The 15,300-nt window shown below is 66.4% G+C and carries 16 protein-coding genes and 1 pseudogene; 8 read left to right on the top strand and 9 right to left on the bottom strand.

The features are described from left to right. Nucleotides 1-278 precede the first annotated feature (278 nt). The 5 genes from ASD47_RS14270 to ASD47_RS14250 all read right to left on the bottom strand — a co-directional run bounded on the left by ASD47_RS14270 (nt 279) and on the right by ASD47_RS14250 (nt 4,269). Entirely contained in the window at nt 279-920 is a 642-nt protein-coding gene (locus tag ASD47_RS14270) for a ChrR family anti-sigma-E factor (protein WP_056757684.1), read from the bottom strand. Next, the gene (locus ASD47_RS14265; protein ID WP_308424030.1) at nt 917-1,480 is read right to left on the bottom strand and encodes a sigma-70 family RNA polymerase sigma factor; all 564 of its coding nucleotides are present in this window, start codon (nt 1,478-1,480) and stop codon (nt 917-919) included. Before ASD47_RS14265 ends, ASD47_RS14270 begins: the two co-directional genes overlap by 4 nt. A 136-nt stretch (nt 1,481-1,616) precedes the next feature. Next, a complete protein-coding gene (locus tag ASD47_RS14260) occupies nt 1,617-2,135 on the bottom strand; it encodes a lipocalin family protein (RefSeq protein ID WP_162251646.1) in 519 nt (172 codons plus the stop codon). A 14-nt stretch (nt 2,136-2,149) separates the two neighbouring features. Beyond that, complete coding sequence (locus tag ASD47_RS14255) at nt 2,150-2,923, bottom strand: DUF1365 domain-containing protein (protein WP_056757676.1); 774 nt, start codon at nt 2,921-2,923, stop codon at nt 2,150-2,152. Continuing rightward, nucleotides 2,923-4,269, bottom strand: coding sequence for an NAD(P)/FAD-dependent oxidoreductase (locus ASD47_RS14250; protein WP_056757674.1), 1,347 nt, complete (start codon nt 4,267-4,269; stop codon nt 2,923-2,925). The genes ASD47_RS14255 and ASD47_RS14250 overlap by 1 nt, the downstream gene beginning before the upstream one ends. A gap of 136 nt (nt 4,270-4,405) precedes the next feature. Between ASD47_RS14250 and ASD47_RS14245 the strand changes: the two genes are divergently transcribed. From ASD47_RS14245 to ASD47_RS14230, 4 genes are all read left to right on the top strand, one after another. After that, nucleotides 4,406-5,260, top strand: coding sequence for a DUF1295 domain-containing protein (locus tag ASD47_RS14245; protein WP_230983663.1), 855 nt, complete (start codon nt 4,406-4,408; stop codon nt 5,258-5,260). Continuing rightward, the gene (locus ASD47_RS14240; protein ID WP_056757672.1) at nt 5,257-6,282 is read left to right on the top strand and encodes a cyclopropane-fatty-acyl-phospholipid synthase family protein; all 1,026 of its coding nucleotides are present in this window, start codon (nt 5,257-5,259) and stop codon (nt 6,280-6,282) included. Before ASD47_RS14245 ends, ASD47_RS14240 begins: the two co-directional genes overlap by 4 nt. Before the next feature lie 11 nt (nt 6,283-6,293). Further along, the gene (locus tag ASD47_RS14235) at nt 6,294-6,695 is read left to right on the top strand and encodes a DUF2177 family protein (protein WP_056757669.1); all 402 of its coding nucleotides are present in this window, start codon (nt 6,294-6,296) and stop codon (nt 6,693-6,695) included. Between the two features lie 118 nt (nt 6,696-6,813). Beyond that, entirely contained in the window at nt 6,814-8,040 is a 1,227-nt protein-coding gene (locus ASD47_RS14230) for a cyclopropane-fatty-acyl-phospholipid synthase family protein (protein ID WP_056757666.1), read from the top strand. Here the strand turns inward: ASD47_RS14230 and ASD47_RS14225 are convergent. From ASD47_RS14225 to ASD47_RS14215, 3 genes are all read right to left on the bottom strand, one after another. After that, nucleotides 8,037-8,357 (bottom strand): DUF4238 domain-containing protein, encoded by a 321-nt coding sequence (locus tag ASD47_RS14225; RefSeq protein WP_056757662.1) that lies wholly within the window; start codon nt 8,355-8,357, stop codon nt 8,037-8,039. The genes ASD47_RS14230 and ASD47_RS14225 overlap by 4 nt on opposite strands. A 337-nt stretch (nt 8,358-8,694) precedes the next feature. Beyond that, nucleotides 8,695-9,525, bottom strand: coding sequence for an aldo/keto reductase (locus ASD47_RS14220; protein ID WP_056757659.1), 831 nt, complete (start codon nt 9,523-9,525; stop codon nt 8,695-8,697). Between the two features lie 81 nt (nt 9,526-9,606). Then, nucleotides 9,607-10,326, bottom strand: coding sequence for a DUF2786 domain-containing protein (locus ASD47_RS14215; RefSeq protein WP_056757656.1), 720 nt, complete (start codon nt 10,324-10,326; stop codon nt 9,607-9,609). A gap of 684 nt (nt 10,327-11,010) precedes the next feature. Here ASD47_RS14215 and ASD47_RS14210 point away from each other — a divergent pair. Continuing rightward, on the top strand, nt 11,011-12,432 hold the full coding sequence (locus ASD47_RS14210) for an aldehyde dehydrogenase family protein (protein WP_056757653.1): 1,422 nt from the start codon (nt 11,011-11,013) through the stop codon (nt 12,430-12,432). A 32-nt stretch (nt 12,433-12,464) separates the two neighbouring features. On the opposite strand, the gene ASD47_RS14205 is transcribed toward ASD47_RS14210, so the two are convergent. After that, nucleotides 12,465-13,085 carry a TetR/AcrR family transcriptional regulator gene (locus ASD47_RS14205; protein ID WP_056757783.1) on the bottom strand — a complete coding sequence of 207 codons (621 nt, stop codon included), beginning with the start codon at nt 13,083-13,085 and terminating at the stop codon, nt 12,465-12,467. A gap of 201 nt (nt 13,086-13,286) precedes the next feature. Here ASD47_RS14205 and ASD47_RS14200 point away from each other — a divergent pair, with 201 nt between their 5' ends. The 3 genes and pseudogenes from ASD47_RS14200 to ASD47_RS28240 all read left to right on the top strand — a co-directional run bounded on the left by ASD47_RS14200 (nt 13,287) and on the right by ASD47_RS28240 (nt 15,191). After that, the gene (locus ASD47_RS14200) at nt 13,287-14,081 is read left to right on the top strand and encodes a Coq4 family protein (RefSeq protein WP_082564616.1); all 795 of its coding nucleotides are present in this window, start codon (nt 13,287-13,289) and stop codon (nt 14,079-14,081) included. 86 nt (nt 14,082-14,167) lie between these two features. Then, the gene (locus ASD47_RS14195; RefSeq protein ID WP_056757778.1) at nt 14,168-14,440 is read left to right on the top strand and encodes a 4a-hydroxytetrahydrobiopterin dehydratase; all 273 of its coding nucleotides are present in this window, start codon (nt 14,168-14,170) and stop codon (nt 14,438-14,440) included. An 87-nt stretch (nt 14,441-14,527) separates the two neighbouring features. Next, nucleotides 14,528-15,191: pseudogene (locus ASD47_RS28240) on the top strand (SDR family NAD(P)-dependent oxidoreductase). Nucleotides 15,192-15,300: the final 109 nt, after the last annotated feature.

Raw genomic sequence — 15,300 nt, 5'->3', positions numbered from 1 at the left:
TGAAAAGCTACACCCGCTGATGGCCAGCCCACGTACGGATATCTCCATTCCGTCGAGAGGCGACCGCTCGCTTCGCTCTATGCCAGGAGAGACGGACGACGCCATTCGGGCTTGCCAGCTAACGTCTGGTTCCTGGAGCTACGCCTAGGTCGGCTCATGGCGCAGTGTCGCCAAGATGGAGCGCCACCAGCAACGCGACCTGCGATATTGGCGTCTCGGAGCGCTCCGAACCCAACCTTGACCAATAGACAGCAGTCAGGCGGCCAGGATGGGACCGGTTAGAGGCGCACGAAGGGCGCTAGGAGCATGCCCAGCCGCCCTGGCAAGACGATCTGCCCATCAAGAGCCGCCACGCACAGGCAGGGTGTGTCGGAGACCACGCGCGGCTGATGGAGCACGCTAGGATCGGCCTCCTCGAAGTCGCCCGGCTCGAAAACGCCGTCCTCCGTCGCGTAGGCGCCTTCTATCACGCAGGTCAGCTCCACGCCCACGTGGGTGTGGCGCGGCGCCGACTTGCCCGGCGCTATGCGCAGCAGAATGACCCGGCAATCACCGTCACGGGGGCCCAGGACATTGCGGACATGCACGCCAGGTCCGGCCCAGCGCCAGGGACCCAGCTCGAAGCTCCGCAGCGGACTTGGCAGGCTGTGATCGGCGGTGGGCAGCGGCGGTGCGACGCCGGCCTCCGGGTCGGGGCTGTCGAGGCGCGCCAGGACCGCGGCCAGGGCGCCGTCCTCGAGCGCGCTTGGCGCCAGGTCGTCGAGGACCGCTCCGCCTACGGCCTGAGCCAGATGGGTCCAGGCGCGGGTCTGGGGCCGCATCGCCAAGTGGGTGGCGACGACGACCGCCTCCGGCGCGCTGAGCGTTCCGGCCTCGAACGCCAACAAGCGCTCTTCGCTGGGATGATGGCGCGCGCTCATGCCTGGCCTCGCATTTCGCGCTCGACGAACGCTCTCAGTTTCATCATGCCAAATCGGATCCGCGCCTTGACGGTGCCGAGCGGCACGCCGAGGGCATGCGAAATCTGACTGTGTGTCTGTTCCTGGAAGAATGCCATTTCAATCGCTTGGGCTTGATCGGGATTAAGGCTGCGCATCGCGGCCCGGACGCAGGCGCCGTCCTGCGCGCCGCTCAAGATCGCGTCCGGCTGGGCCGGCGCCTCGGTCCCGAAGGTGGCGTCGAAAGCATGTAGCGCCGAGGATCCCCGACGCAGGGCGTCGCTCCTCAGGTTGCGCGCGATCGTGAAGATCCAGGCCGCGACCGACGCGCGCGTCGGATCGTAGGCGGCGGCCTTGCGCCAGACCGTCAGCATCGCTTCCTGCGCCAGCTCCTCGGCAGCGGCGGGCGGGGTTCCGCTTCTGACGAGCAGGGCTTTGATGCGCGGTCCATAGAAGTTGAAGACCTCGACGAACGCGTCGCGGTCCTGGCTCTGGGCGATGCAGGCGATCAGAGCGCGAAAGTCGCGTGGCGGCTGGCTCACCAAAGCGGCGGCCTCTCGTTGGACTGGAGCGGGTCGAGTCGCATGCATGACCCTTATACGGCGCGAGCGTCCCGGCGGATGAATCGGCGCGGCGTCGGCGGCCAAATTTTGTGGAATCGATCTGGGCCGGGTCTCCTCATGGCATGGTCGCGCCCACGTCCTCGAGGGCGTTGTCGAAGCCGAGCGCGCGCATGCGGGCCTTCAGCGCGGCGTGCCTGGCCGCTGGCAGTCCTGGGGCGCGCGCCAGGAGCGCCACGAACTTGCCGTCCGCGGTGCTGGCGATCATCCAGCCGTAGTCGTCGGCGCGGTCGACGACCCAGTACTGTCGGCGGATCAGCCCGCCGAAGAAGCTGGCCTCGAACTTGGCGTTGGTGGTCGGGTCCACGATCCGGGCGACGGTATCGACATGGCGGGCCGGTCCGTTGCGCTCTTGGGCATGGCAGACCTGGTCGATGTTGAAGGTTCCGTCGCCCTTTTTGGCCCAAACCTGGTATGCGCCGTGACAATTGCGCTGGCGGGTGTTGGGCGTGCGGACGATCTCGTACCAGCGTCCCATGAAGCGTTCGATCTCAATCGCGCGCCGGGGCTCGGGCGCGGACTCGGCCAGGGCCGGGGGCGCGGCCAGCACGGCGGCGAGCACAAAAGGCAGGAGCACGCACGAGCTCATTGTCACGGCCTCAGGGCCGCGCCATGGGTGATCGGACGAGCCGGCGCGGGTGGGCGCGGACGCAGGCCGACGCCCTTGGCGAAGATCTTCAGCGCCTCCCAATGGATCGCCGCCATGACGCCGAAACTGAGCATTGGATGACGGACCAGAGCTGAGAGCAGGCTAGCATCGGTGAGCGGCGAGCGCCTGCCGGAGAATCCCGCGGTGAGCACCAGGCCATCGGCGTCCAAGACCTCGACCCGTACCGCGATTGCCTCGGCCGGCGGCGATATGGTGAAACGATAGGTCAGGTCCATGTCCATGAACGGCGAGACATAGAAGCGCTTGGGCGCGGTCTGACGAACCGGACCATCGTCCTCGGGGACGGCGATCATGTAGCCGTGGTCCTGGCCGAACGTGTTGCGCACCTCATAGAGGATCGCGCTCAGGACGCCGTCGCGGCCATGGCAGAAATAGAGGCTGAGGGGATTGAACCCATAGCCGAGGACCCTTGGCATGCAGAGCAGGCGCACGGGCCCTCCCGGTTCGAGCCCAGCCTCGACCAGGCGCTCGGCGACATAGGCCCGAAGATCCCCGCCGCGATGATCGCCGTGGTCGCGCGGATCGAACGACGCCCAGCCCCGTCGACCGCGGCGCAGCCAGCGAAGGCGGGCGAAGAGATCGTCCAGCTTGTCCAGATCGAGCAGGAGCATGAAGATCCGATAGCGCAGGCCATGGACACGTGGGCGTTCGCGCTTGTGGAACACCAGGCCGCTATAGATCGCCGAGGCGCTCATCAGGCGGCCTGGGCGACAGAATGCGGCGCGAGCACGATGCGGCCGCTTTCGCCGGCCACCCGCCAGGGGCGGCGGACGCCGCCCAGCTGCTCGGCGACCGCCAGGCCCGCCTGCAGCCCGTCCTCGTGGAAGCCCGCGCCGAAATAGGCGCCGCAGAACCAGGTGCGTTGCGCGCCCTGCAGCGACCAGAGCGACTTCTGGGCCGTCAGGGCGGCGGCGTCGAAGTGGGGGTGCTCGTAGGCATGCGTGCTGTAGGTGAGGGCGGGATCGGGCGCGATATGGGGATTGAGCGTCACGAAGAGGGGCGGTCTTCGGGAAAGGCCTTGCAGGTGGTTCATCCAGTAGGTGACGCAGCCGGCCGCAGGATCATCGCGCCGGCCAAGATGGTTCCAGCTCGCCCAGGCCCGCCGGCGGCGCGGCATCAGCCGAACGTCGCCGTGCAGGACCGCGGTGTTGGGCATGTAGCGGAAGGCGCCGAGCAGCGCGCGCTCCTCGGGTGACGGATCGTCCAGCAGGGCCAGGGCGCTCGGGGCGTGGGCGGCGATCACCACGTGATCGAAAGCCTGCCGGCCGCCCGCGGCGTCCTCGACGATCGCCTGGGCGGGCGTGCGCCGCACACGGGTGACGGGCGCGCCTTGGCGGACGTCACCGCGGAAGGCCTTGGCCAGGGCCTCGACATAGACCCGGCTGCCGCCGTCCACGGTGCGCCAGGTGCGCCGTCCGATGAACCGCAGGAGGTCGTGGTTTTCGAAGAAGCGGATGAAGGCCGCGGCCGGATGATCGCCGACGCCCTCGATGCTGGCCGACCAGATGGCCGCGGCCATCGGCAACAGATGGTCCTGCCGCAGCGCCGCGCCATAGCCCTGGTCCTTCAGGTACTGGCTGAGCGATATGACCGGATCGAGCGTCGCCAGATGTCCCGGCGCGGTGCGATAGAAACGGTTGAGGTCGCGCAGCATCGACCAGAAGCGCGGGCGAAGCAGGATGCTCGGCTGGGCGAAGAGCGAGGCCAGGCTCTTGCTGCCATATTCCAGCTCGCCCTCGTCCAGCGAGACGGCCAGCGACATGTCGGCCGGTTTGGTCGGCACGGCCAGGTGCTCGAAGAGCGCGGTCAGGTTGGGGTAGTTGACCTCGTTATAGACGATGAAGCCGGTGTCCACCGCCAGGCCGTCCGCCTCGACCGTATTGGCGTGTCCGCCGAGGCGTCCTTCGGCCTCATAAAGCGTCACGTCGTGTTCGCCGCTCAGCAGCCAGGCGCACGAAAGCCCTGAAATCCCGGCGCCGACGACGGCGATCCGCAGCCGGCGGGCGTTGGGCGGTCGAGCGGGAAACTGGCCGAGCGGCATAGACGACTCCAGGACTGCGGCGCGCCGTCGAGCGCGCTTCAAACCCTGGTACGGACGACATGGTTTTTTGGACGACCATGCGTCCACTCAAATGGCCGCCCCGTATCGAGGCCATGACCCTTCCCAAACGCCTTCGATGGACGATCGGTCCGGCGAGATCCACGCTGGCGCGGCCCCGGGGCCGCCGATGATCCTCGCCGCGACCCTGGCCCTGGGCCTGATGACGCTCGTGATGGGTCTGGCCTGGTGGTGCGTGCTGCGGACAGGCAACGGTGGCTGGACGGACGTCTTCTGGACGTTCGGGACCGGGGCTTGCGGCGTCCTGGCCGCCCTGGCCCCGTGGGCGGGGGCGCCCGGCGCGCGGCGGGGCCTGGTCGCGGCGCTGGTGGCGCTGTGGTCGTTGAGGCTTGGAACCTATGTCGTTGTTCGCGTCGCCCGCGGCGCCGAGGACGTGCGCTATCGGACGCTCAAATCTGAATGGGGCGAGCGGTTCAGGCCTCGGATGCTGGCCCTGGCCCTCGTCCAGGCGCCGGCCAGCGCCTTGCTCTGCCTGTCGATCGCCTCGGCCGCGGCGCGTCCTGGCGCGGGCCTGCGGGCCGCCGATGTCCTCGGCGCGGCCATCGGGCTGATCGCCATCGGCGGCGAAGCCTTGGCCGATGAGCAGATGCGTCGCTTCAAGACCGCTCAACACGCCCCCGACGCGGTCATGGATCGCGGTCTATGGGCTTGGTCGCGTCATCCGAACTATTTCTTCGAGTGGTTGGGATGGCTCGCCTATCCGGTCATCGCCATCGACGTTTCGGGCGGGTGGAGCGCGGGTTGGCTGTCGCTGCTGGCCCCTCTGGCCATGGGCCTGGTGCTCACGCGCCTGACCGGGGTCCCGCCGCTGGAACGGGCGATGCTCGCCGCCAAGGGCGAAGCCTACGCCCAGTACCAGGCCAGGGTCAGCGCCTTCTTTCCCCGTCCGCCCCGAAAAGGAGCTCCCCGATGAGCCTTTTGGCCGCCTCCATCAACCGGTTGCAAGACGCCCCTTGTCCCGACTTCATCGTGCGGCCCGCCATAGGCGCGCTGGTGGCCAACGCCCGTCGCCAGCTCGCCCGGACGCCGGGACAATCGGAGGCCGATTTCGCCGCCGTCATGGCGGCCCGTCCGATCGCCGAGCACACCCAGGCCGCCAACGTCCAGCACTACGAATTGCCGGCGCGGTTCTTCGAGCTCGTCCTGGGGCCGCGGCTGAAATATTCCAGCGCCTATTACGAAACGCCGGACACGAGCCTGGCGCAGGCCGAGGAAGCCGCGCTGGCGCGCACCTGCCGGAACGCCGGGCTGGCCGATGGGCAAGCGGTGCTGGAACTGGGCTGCGGCTGGGGCTCGCTGTCCCTGTGGATGGCGGCGGCCTATCCCGCCGCGACGATCACCGCGGTGTCCAATTCCCATGGCCAGAAGGCCTTCATCGATCAGCAGGCGCGCGAGCGGGGTCTGGCCAATCTGACGGTCGTGACCGCCGACATGAATGACTTCGCGACCTCGTCACGCTTCGACCGCATCGTCTCAGTCGAGATGTTCGAGCACATGGCCAACTGGCGCGCGCTCCTGACCCGCGTGCGCGCCTGGCTCACGCCCGGCGGTCGGGCCTTCGTCCACGTCTTCGCCCATCGCGCCGCGCCCTACCGCTTCGAGGTCGAGGATCGCTCGGACTTCATCGCCCAGCACTTCTTCACCGGCGGCCTGATGCCCAGCCATGGCTTGATGCATCAATATCCGGACCTCTTCGCGGTCGAGGCCGACTGGCGCTGGAGCGGGGCGCACTACGCGCGCACCGCCGACGACTGGCTGGTCAATTTCGATCGCCACGAGCGCGAGATCATGGGGGTGATGCGTTCGGTCTACGGCCAGGACGCCGTTCTCTGGGCGCGCCGCTGGCGCCGGTTCTTCCTGGCGACGGCTGGCCTGTTCGGCGATCGCGGCGGCGCCGAATGGGGCGTCAGCCACTACCGACTCGCGCCGGTCTAAGGAGAACCGCAATGCCTTATCTTGTCGCCTATGTCGCATCGATGATCGTCTTCCTTGGGCTCGACGCCGTCTGGCTGTCGCTGATGGGCCCCCGTCTTTACCGACCGGTCCTGGGCGACATGCTGGCCCAGAAGTTTAACGCGCCGGCCGCCATCGCCTTCTACGTGATTTATGGCCTAGGCGTCGTGGCCCTGGCCGTGGCGCCGGCCCTGCGCGAGAACGCGGGGGGCAAGGCCGCCCTGAGCGGCGCGGTGCTGGGCTTCGTGGCCTACGCCACCTATGACCTGACCAACCAGGCGACCCTGCGCGTCTGGTCCACCCGTCTGACCCTGGCCGACATGGCCTGGGGCGCGGCGCTCACGGCGCTGGCCGCCTATGCGGGCTTCCAGGCAGCGCGGCTCGTGGCCCGCTAGCCGCCCACGCCGGCCAGAGCGAGGTCGGCGACAGCAGGGTTTTCGAAGTACGGTTTCGTTTCAGGAGGCGCGGGCGTGACGACTGCGGCGCCGCCTCAGTGCTCGCAGGGCCTCGACCATGAATGACCTGTCCCACGCCGCCTTGGCCCCCGCGCCGCGCCGCCAGACGCTCTTCCATGCCTTCGTGGACCTGCTGTCGGCCAACTGGACTTGGGGAGAGCTGACCATCGTCGAGCGAGGCGGAGCCCGTCATCACCTCGTGGGCAAGGTCGCGGGGCCTCAGGCGGTGCTTCAGGTCCGGGACCTGAGATTCGCCGCCCGTGTGCTGGCCAGCGGCGATATCGGTTTTGCCGAAGGCTATATCGCCGGCGAGTGGACGAGCCCGGACCTGGCGGCGCTGCTTGAGGTCCTGGCCAACAACTACGATCACATCCGTCGCCTGTTCGACGGCGGCTGGTGGATGAAGGCGGTCAACTGGGCGTTCCACCACCTCAGGGCCAACAGCAAGTCCGGCGCGCGCCGCAACATCCACGCTCACTATGACCTGGGTAACGATTTCTACGCCGCCTGGCTCGACCAGACCATGACCTACTCGGCCGCCCGGTTCACCGCGCCGGATCAGTCCCTGGAGGTCGCGCAGCGCGCCAAGTACATGGAGCTGGCCCGCCTGATCGACCTGCAACCCGGTCACAGCCTCGTCGAGATCGGCTGTGGCTGGGGCGGCTTTGGTCTGTTCGCGGCCGGTGAGATCGGCGCTCGCGTGCAGGGCGTGACGATCTCGCGCGCGCAGTATGACCTGGCGCGTCGCCGCGTCTTCGAGGCGGGCCTCTCCGAGCGGGTCGACATCCGCCTGCTGGACTATCGCGAGCTGGACGGCCAGTTTGATCGCTTGGCGTCGATCGAGATGTTCGAGGCGGTCGGCAAGGCCTATTGGGGCATCTACTTCCAAAAGGTCCGGGACCTGCTCAAGCCCGGCGGCCGCGCCGGCCTGCAGGTCATCACCATCGCCGACGCGCTCTTCGAGGAATATGACGCGCGCACAGACTTCATCCAGCGCTACGTCTTTCCTGGCGGCGCGCTGGCGTCAGAGACGCATCTGGCCGACCTGGCGACCCGGCACGGCTTGGCGCCACGGCGAACCGTGCGGTTTGGCTTGGACTATGCCGAGACCTTGCGCCGTTGGTCCGAGCGCTTCGAGGACGCCGCCGCGACGGGTGTCCTCGGCGCGATGGATTTGGACGAGCGGTTTCGGCGGCTGTGGCGGTTCTACCTGGCCTACTGCGAAGCAGGCTTTCGAACAGGGCGCACCAACGTCATTCAATTCTCACTGGACCGCCATGCCTAGCTCTGTCGCCGAACCCTCAGATGAACGTCCAGTTCTTGGAGGACTGACAACGTCAGCAAATGGCGCAGCACGGGCGCGGCCGCGTCTTCGACCTTCCCCATGCCAGTTTCGAGGCAATAGCTGGCTTCTTCCGACTCGAAGGTATTGAAATCGCGTTGGTGGAGAATGTTCTCCGGCGAGGTTTTGAAGACCCTATCCTCGTGTTTGTCGAACACGAAGAGCTGCGGTTTCTTGCCCTTCCCAGGCCTGGTGAACGCGTCCTGGAGCATCTGAGGAACGTAGTGTTGGCCGCGCGCGTCGGACCGTGTCTTGGTCATGAGCGCTTCCTTCGTATGAGGACGATCACGGCAGGGCCCCTAGGACGCGCCGGGCTCACCGAGGCGATCAGGAGGCCACGATTCGCGGTGGGAGCATCGTTTACGATCCCGCGAACACGAAATTGTCTCTGGCCTGGGAGCTGGCCTTGCGATCGTCCGACCTGGGGCAGAAATGGATGCGGAATGACGGTGCCTGAATGTCGTCTATCGGGAGGCATGCCAACGTCCGCTCCTGGCGCAGATCGGGCGTTGGCCGAGATCGCTCTACACGTCTGCAAACCAACCGATATCGAACGCTGGCGAGGTCTGCGGTTCAGTTCCACACCCGTCGGTCAATTCAGAGCATTTCCAGTGGGCGGCCGCGGCTGGGTTTGGGGAATGCGTGGTCGAGCGCAGCTAGATCGTCGTCGTCGAGGACGAGATCCGCAGCCGCCCGGTTGTCCCGCACGTGCGCGACCGAACTCGCCTTGGGAATGGCGATCACGCCTGGCTGACGTAGTAGCCACGCCAGAGCGACTTGAGCCGGGGTGACGTTCTTGCGGTCCGCGATGCCCCGCAGAGCCGAATGTCCGACGAGCCGGCCTTGTTCAACCGGGCTGTACGCCATCACCGGGACGGAACGCTGCTGAAGCCAGGGCAGGAGCTCGAACTCCGGGCCGCGACGCGACAGATTGTAGAGGATCTGATTGGTGGCGCAGTCTTCTCCGCCGGCTTCCAGCAGTTCCCGCATGTCGTCGGTGTCCAGATTGCTCACGCCCCAGCGCGCAATCTTTCCTGCCTCGACGAGGCGCTCCATCGCCTCGACGGTCTCGGACAACGGAACGTTTCCGCGCCAATGCAAAAGGTAGAGGTCGAGCCTCTCGACCGCGAGGCGTTTGAGGCTGGCTTCGCAGGCCCGTGGGAGGCGCGCGCGCGATGCGTTTTGTGGGTAGGCCTTGCTCACCAGGAACACGCGATCGCGCAGGCCGGCGACAGCTTCGCCGACGAGTTCTTCGGCGGCGCCTTCGCCGTACATCTCCGCGGTGTCGATCAGGGCCATGCCAAGCTCGACGCCCTCCCGGAGGGCGGCGATCTCCTGCGACCGCCGGTCAGGTCGCTCAGCCATCATCCAAGTGCCTTGGCCCAGGGCCGGGACGCTCGCGCCGTCGGGAAAGCTGATCATCTTCATGGTGGCCTAACGCTGATGGAGCACTTTCGGTCACGGCGAATTGAGGGCGGGCGCCCGCCATAGGCGGGTCTTTGGCGGGCGTTAGGTGGCCTTCCGGATGTGGGGATCGATGGCCAAGGAAGCGCCCGCGTCGCCGCCGGCCTCGTATGCTTTCGGCGACACCATGCGGGTTGGGCCGCGCACCGTTCTTAGCTTCAGATCGAGCCTGTCGAGTTCAGCGTCGACGACCGCCGATTTGAGAACGACAAGATCCCGCCCACCGGCGCTGTTGGCCTGGTCGCGCCCGGCCTTCATCGCGGTCAACTTGTCTGCGATCGACGCGATCATGCCCAGGGTGAAGGACGCGTTCGCGATGTGACGCTCTTGGTGGCGAAACCGCTGATAGTCGGTGGTGGTCTTGTAGCGGCCAAGCTCAAACCGGACGGCGCTGTCGATCAGTTCGGTCAGGCAGCGAGCAGCTTCGATATCGGAGCGGAGGCCAAAGAATACGTATCGCGCGTCGCCCGTCGGGTTTTTCTCGCGCCAAACTCGGCAATCGCAGAAATTCGCGATGGCCCCGATGCAATCGCCCAGCGGTATGCGCTTGTTGCGGTGGGTCTGGTATTCAAGCCGTTCACACGATGCGTCGCGAATTTCGACGTCTGTCAGCGACAAGTCGTAGCGACTGAGCAGCTCGGCGACCTTGGCGGCGGCCGACAAGGCTTCGTCTTCGGTGCAACCGTTGTCCGTGGTCTTGGCGCGTAGGCCTTGGATGCGCGTCTTGAGCTTATCAAGGGCGGTGAGATCGGGATTTGCGTTCACGAATGCGTCCCGAAAAGTCAACTCTTGGCCATATCAGAGCCGGTCTGCTGAGCTTGCCCGCCGCCTTTCTAATCGAAGCCTGCAGCCCATCCCAGCGCTGTAATCCAACCAAATCGCCGCCGGCCCCAGATCTGCGGCTACCGCCAACAGCGTCGCACGTCCGTGGCCGCCAACTTTTGAGCGATGGCGGCTCCGGTTCCGCTGGCCGCGCCAGCGATCAGATCTGTTTGGGAGGAGTTGGGCTTCATGTCGGGTTCTCTATGTCGGCCAGACGGCGAGCCATCGGGTTCGTAAGGAAGCGGGGCGCGCCGATTGACCGCCGGCGTTGACCGTGTCCGAACCTTCGACAAAACGATCGAGGACGCCGCAATCAGCGCACGGCATTATGTAGTGAAAACTATGTTAAGCGATTGTCAGTCGGCAGCGCCTGGAGGGACATAGCTCCGTGTTGAGGCGAAATCCAAGGCGCCATAAGCCGTGAGAGCGATTGCAGGTCCATTCGATCATCGTTATAGTAAAAACTATAGTTATTCATTCCGCCCCCTTCTGCCGCGACTCGGACGCTCGCTGGCCCTGGACCAATGGAACGCCGGCTCGACGCAGCGTTTGGCGTCCCGGTTCTGGGCGGCCTGGTAACCTTGAACGGCCTGCGTCCGGGTCGTCGTCAGCCTGTCTGGAGATGCTATGCGCGAGTTTCTGCAATTCTATATCGGCGGGGCTTGGGTCGAACCGGCCCGTTCGGTGACGCTTGATGTCGTCAATCCGGCCACCGATCAGGTCTATGGCCGCGTCGCCATGGGCTCGGAGGCGGACGTTGATCGCGCCGTCGAAGCGGCGCGCGGCGCCTTCTCGGCATGGTCGGCGACAAGTCGCCAGCAGCGTTTGGACGTCCTGGGGCGGGTCCTGGACGCCTACCAAACGCGGTTCGGCGACCTCGCCAGCGCGGTCACCCAGGAGATGGGCGCGCCGGCCGTGCTGTCCCAGAGCGCCCAGGTTCCGGCCGGCATGGCCCATCTGGCGATCGCCAAGCAGGTCCTGGAGCATTTCGTGTTCGAGGAGCCGCGCGGCGAGACGCGTATCCTGCGCGAGCCCATCGGCGTCTGCGCGCTGATCACGCCTTGGAACTGGCCTCTCAACCAGATGCTCTGCAAGATCGCGCCGGCGCTGGCTACGGGTTGCACCATGGTGCTCAAGCCCTCCGAGACCGCGCCGTTCTCAAGTCAGATTCTCGCTGAGATCATCCATGACGCCGGCGTGCCGCCCGGCGTGTTCAACCTCGTCAACGGGGACGGCGCTGGCGTCGGCGCGGCGCTCTGCCGCCATCCCGACGTCGATATGGTGTCGTTCACCGGCTCGACGCGGGCTGGCGTCGAAGTGGCCAAGGCCGCGGCGGCCAGCGTTAAGCGGGTGGCCCAGGAATTGGGCGGCAAGAGCGCCAACATCGTGCTCGATGACGCGGCGTTCGGCGCCAGTGTCGCCGCCGGGGTCCGGGCTCTAATGGTCAATTCCGGGCAGTCCTGCAACGCGCCTTCCAGGATGCTGGTGCCAGCCGCGCGCATGGATGAGGCGGCCGCGGCGGCCCGCGCCGCCGTCGATGGGATCAAGGTCGGCGATCCGACCGGTAATGCGACGATGGGCCCGGTCGCCAACCAGGTCCAATGGCGCAAGATCCAGTCGTTGATCCAATCGGGGATCGACGAAGGCGCCGTGCTCGTCGTGGGCGGGTTGGGGCGGCCAGACGATCTTCAGGCTGGCAGCTATGTCAGGCCCACGGTGTTCGCTCACGTCGACAATACCATGACCATCGCGCGCGAAGAGATCTTCGGTCCGGTGCTGTGCATCCTGGGATACGACGACCTGGACCATGCGGTGCGCCTGGCCAACGACACTCCGTACGGACTGGCGGGCTATGTCAGCGGCCAGGACTTGGTGCAGGCCCGAGCCGTGGCGGGGCAGATCAAGGCGGGCCAGGTGTCAGTCAATGGGGCCAACGACCTGAGCGCGCCCTTTGGCGGCTACAAGCAAAGCGGCAATGGGCGCGAATGGGGCGATCACGGCTTCCACGATTTCCTCGAAACCAAGGCCATCCTGGGCTACGGCGCTTAGGCGAACGGCGCTTCACGGGCCCTCTTCACTGGCTAGCCCTCGAGCAAGCCGGTGAAGAGGCGCAGGGCGCTTTCGACCACATCGTCGATGGGCAAGGCATAGCCGTCGGCGATCCAAACGGACGATATGCGCGCGGTCCCGGCAACGGCGCCAAGCCGCTGGAGCGATGCGCGCCCGTTTTGCTTCGCGCCCGCTTGCATGGGCACCAGCACGTCGGCGATGTCGCTTTGCGCTTCGCGCATGGCGTCCACGACGTCGGACCCGACCCCATCGGTCTCCAGCAAGAACAGCCGGGCCCGCGGCGGATCTTCCTTCAGGGTTTCGAAATAGGCGCGCAGAATGAGTCTGGCGCGCTCTTCGCGGCCGATCTGCGTCGCCGGCGCGGCCTGCGCCAATTCGCCCGCGAACTCCACCACCACCCGGCGAAGGCAGGCCGCGAGCAGATCCTCGCTGTCGCGGTAGGACTCGTAGAAATAGCGCTTGGTCAGGCCCGCCGCATCGCAAACCGCCTGAACCGTAGAGGCGCGGTAGCCGTGCTCGCCATACACCTGGATCGCGGCCTCAAGGATCTTCTCGCGCCGCATCTCCCGTCGTTCCTCGGCGGAGTTGCCGGCGTAGCGACGAGAAGGCGACACCACGTCAGAGTGCGTCATCGATGTCATCCGATTTTCGTCGGAGGTAGAGCCATTCCCTTCATTGGGGTCAAGCCGGAGTGAGCTTGGAGCAAGGCCTTTCTTCAGCGCGCGCGCGGATCAGCGCCGCCGCGCCAGAAAGTGACACCAGATAGTTCCAGATATATTGACACTGAGCGGTTCCTGATTGATGGTTGTGCGATCAAAGCTTGGAGACGCGCAATGACCCCTTCGATCGCTGGCGCTCAAATCGACAAACCCTTGGTTGCCCGGCGTGACTGGGGAGGCGCGTTCGCAGCGCTTCGCAAACTCATGGCCAACAAGCACGATACCGAGCAGGTGTTCGTCATCATGAGCGCTCTGAACGCCGACGAAGATGTGCGGCTTTACAAGCGTCTCCTGACCAGCCGCGGCGGCGGCCAAGTCGCCTACCGTCGCGTGGAGTTGGCCGAAAAGCTCATGGACCGGACGTGGCTTGAGCGCTTTGAGCCTGACACCGTCGGCGGAGTCTACCGGGCCTTCCTCGACGCCACCGGCTATTCCGCCGAGGGACTGGCCGAGATCAGCCAGGCCGGCGCTAGCGACATGCATGCCGAGCATCCTTACGTCTGGATGGGGCGCCGCACACGAGACGTCCATGACCTTTGGCATGTGCTGACCGGCTACAAGGCCGACGAGCACCTGGGCGAGGCCTCCCTGGTGGCCTTCTCGTTCGCTCAGCTTGGCGGCTGGGGCTGGGCCGCGATCGCGCTGGCCAGCTGGCTGGAGACCTTGCCGGGCGGGCTGTCCAATCCGCAGGGACAGGCTATCTGGGAAGGCTATCGTCTAGGGCGCAAGGCCGTCTGGCTGGTCGGCGAAGACTATGAGAAATTGCTGGGGGAGCGCTTGATCGACGCCCGTCGCCGACTGCGGATCGGGACGCCTGAGCGGTATTTCGCCATCCCGCAAGCCGTGCGCGCGACCAGCCTTGGCCAAGGTCGAGAGCCCGAAGCCAAGCAGGCCTTGCTTTCGGCATGACGGATTCCGCAAAGGCCTCGAGCGGCGAGGGCGCGACCCTGGCGCAGCCGCAAGCGTGTTCTGGTTCTGAACCGCGGGTACGTCTGATGCCCGACATCGCCGCGGCCATGCTCCAGGGCTGGAGCGCGCAGACCGGGCCGCGCGAGGCTCTGTCCAAGACGTTCACCTTCGCCAGCTTCGCCGACGCCATCCAATGGATGGTCCAGATCGCGGCCGAGGCCGACCGCCTCGATCACCACCCCGAATGGTTCAACGTCTATGACCGCGTCGAGGTGTGCCTGACAACGCACGACGCAGGCGGCGTGACGACGCTCGACCTAGCTCTCGCCCGGTTTATGGACGCGGCGTTCTCAAAATAGCGCTGGAGGGTCTCTGGGCCTCGACGCGTCGAGCCCGGCGCTACGTTCGTCCAAGGTTGGAAGTCTCAGATCACGGGAGTCTGCTCTATGGCGGGCGTTATCATCACGGGCGGATTGGGCGTGCTGGGCCAGGCCGTCGCTCAGGCTTTCAAGGCGGCGGGCTTCAAGATTGCGCTCATTGACCATGCTGCCGTAGCCGAGCCTACGCCCGACTTCACGGTGTCCGGCGTAGATCTGGCCGACGCCGACCAGGCGGTCGAGGCTTTCGAGCAGGCCTGGACGGCTCTTGGCGACGTGCGGGCGCTGATCAATGTTGCTGGCGCCTTCGCCTTCGAGATGATCGACGGTGGCGATCCGGTCCTTTGGGACCGTCTGTTCAACGCCAATCTCAAGACCTGCGCCAACATGTGCCGGGCCGCCGCGCCTGCCAAGCGGTGGCGCAATCGTCAACATCGGCGCGTCGGTCGCCGAACGCGCAGGCGCGGGCTTGGGGGCCTATGCCGCCTCGAAAGCGGGCGTGGCGCGACTGACCGAGAGCTTAGCGGCCGAATTGGCGGGGCGCGTCCGCGTGAACGCCGTCCTGCCGTTGATCCTCGATACGCCGCAAAACCGCAGGGACATGCCCGATATCGATCCCGCGTCCTGGACGAAGCCGGCCGCTGTGGCCGACGTCATCGTGTTCCTGGCCACCGAGGCCAGCCGAGCGATCAATGGGGCGCTCATTCCAGTCTCCGCGCCGACGAAGCGATAGGCGCAGAGCCGGATTGCAAGCGGCCAAGATCTGCGTAACGGCTGGTCGCTCATTCCATGCAACTTCACCGCGGAGCGCTTCGGGCAGATGGGCGGGAACAGCGTCACGC

Origin of the sequence: Caulobacter sp. Root1472 (assembly GCF_001426985.1) — a bacterium.
GTDB lineage: Bacteria > Pseudomonadota > Alphaproteobacteria > Caulobacterales > Caulobacteraceae > Caulobacter > Caulobacter rhizosphaerae.
This window is presented reverse-complemented; position numbering and strand designations above follow the sequence as displayed.

Coding starts and splice junctions, on each gene's coding strand:
- ASD47_RS14270 (WP_056757684.1), bottom strand. CDS start 920: ATGAGCGCGCGCCATCATCCCAGCGAAGAGCGCTTGTTGGCGTTCGAG.
- ASD47_RS14255 (WP_056757676.1), bottom strand. CDS start 2,923: ATGAGCGCCTCGGCGATCTATAGCGGCCTGGTGTTCCACAAGCGCGAA.
- ASD47_RS14250 (WP_056757674.1), bottom strand. CDS start 4,269: ATGCCGCTCGGCCAGTTTCCCGCTCGACCGCCCAACGCCCGCCGGCTG.
- ASD47_RS14245 (WP_230983663.1), top strand. CDS start 4,406: ATGGACGATCGGTCCGGCGAGATCCACGCTGGCGCGGCCCCGGGGCCG.
- ASD47_RS14240 (WP_056757672.1), top strand. CDS start 5,257: ATGAGCCTTTTGGCCGCCTCCATCAACCGGTTGCAAGACGCCCCTTGT.
- ASD47_RS14235 (WP_056757669.1), top strand. CDS start 6,294: ATGCCTTATCTTGTCGCCTATGTCGCATCGATGATCGTCTTCCTTGGG.
- ASD47_RS14230 (WP_056757666.1), top strand. CDS start 6,814: ATGAATGACCTGTCCCACGCCGCCTTGGCCCCCGCGCCGCGCCGCCAG.
- ASD47_RS14225 (WP_056757662.1), bottom strand. CDS start 8,357: ATGACCAAGACACGGTCCGACGCGCGCGGCCAACACTACGTTCCTCAG.
- ASD47_RS14220 (WP_056757659.1), bottom strand. CDS start 9,525: ATGAAGATGATCAGCTTTCCCGACGGCGCGAGCGTCCCGGCCCTGGGC.
- ASD47_RS14210 (WP_056757653.1), top strand. CDS start 11,011: ATGCGCGAGTTTCTGCAATTCTATATCGGCGGGGCTTGGGTCGAACCG.
- ASD47_RS14205 (WP_056757783.1), bottom strand. CDS start 13,085: ATGACGCACTCTGACGTGGTGTCGCCTTCTCGTCGCTACGCCGGCAAC.
- ASD47_RS14200 (WP_082564616.1), top strand. CDS start 13,287: ATGACCCCTTCGATCGCTGGCGCTCAAATCGACAAACCCTTGGTTGCC.
- ASD47_RS14195 (WP_056757778.1), top strand. CDS start 14,168: ATGCCCGACATCGCCGCGGCCATGCTCCAGGGCTGGAGCGCGCAGACC.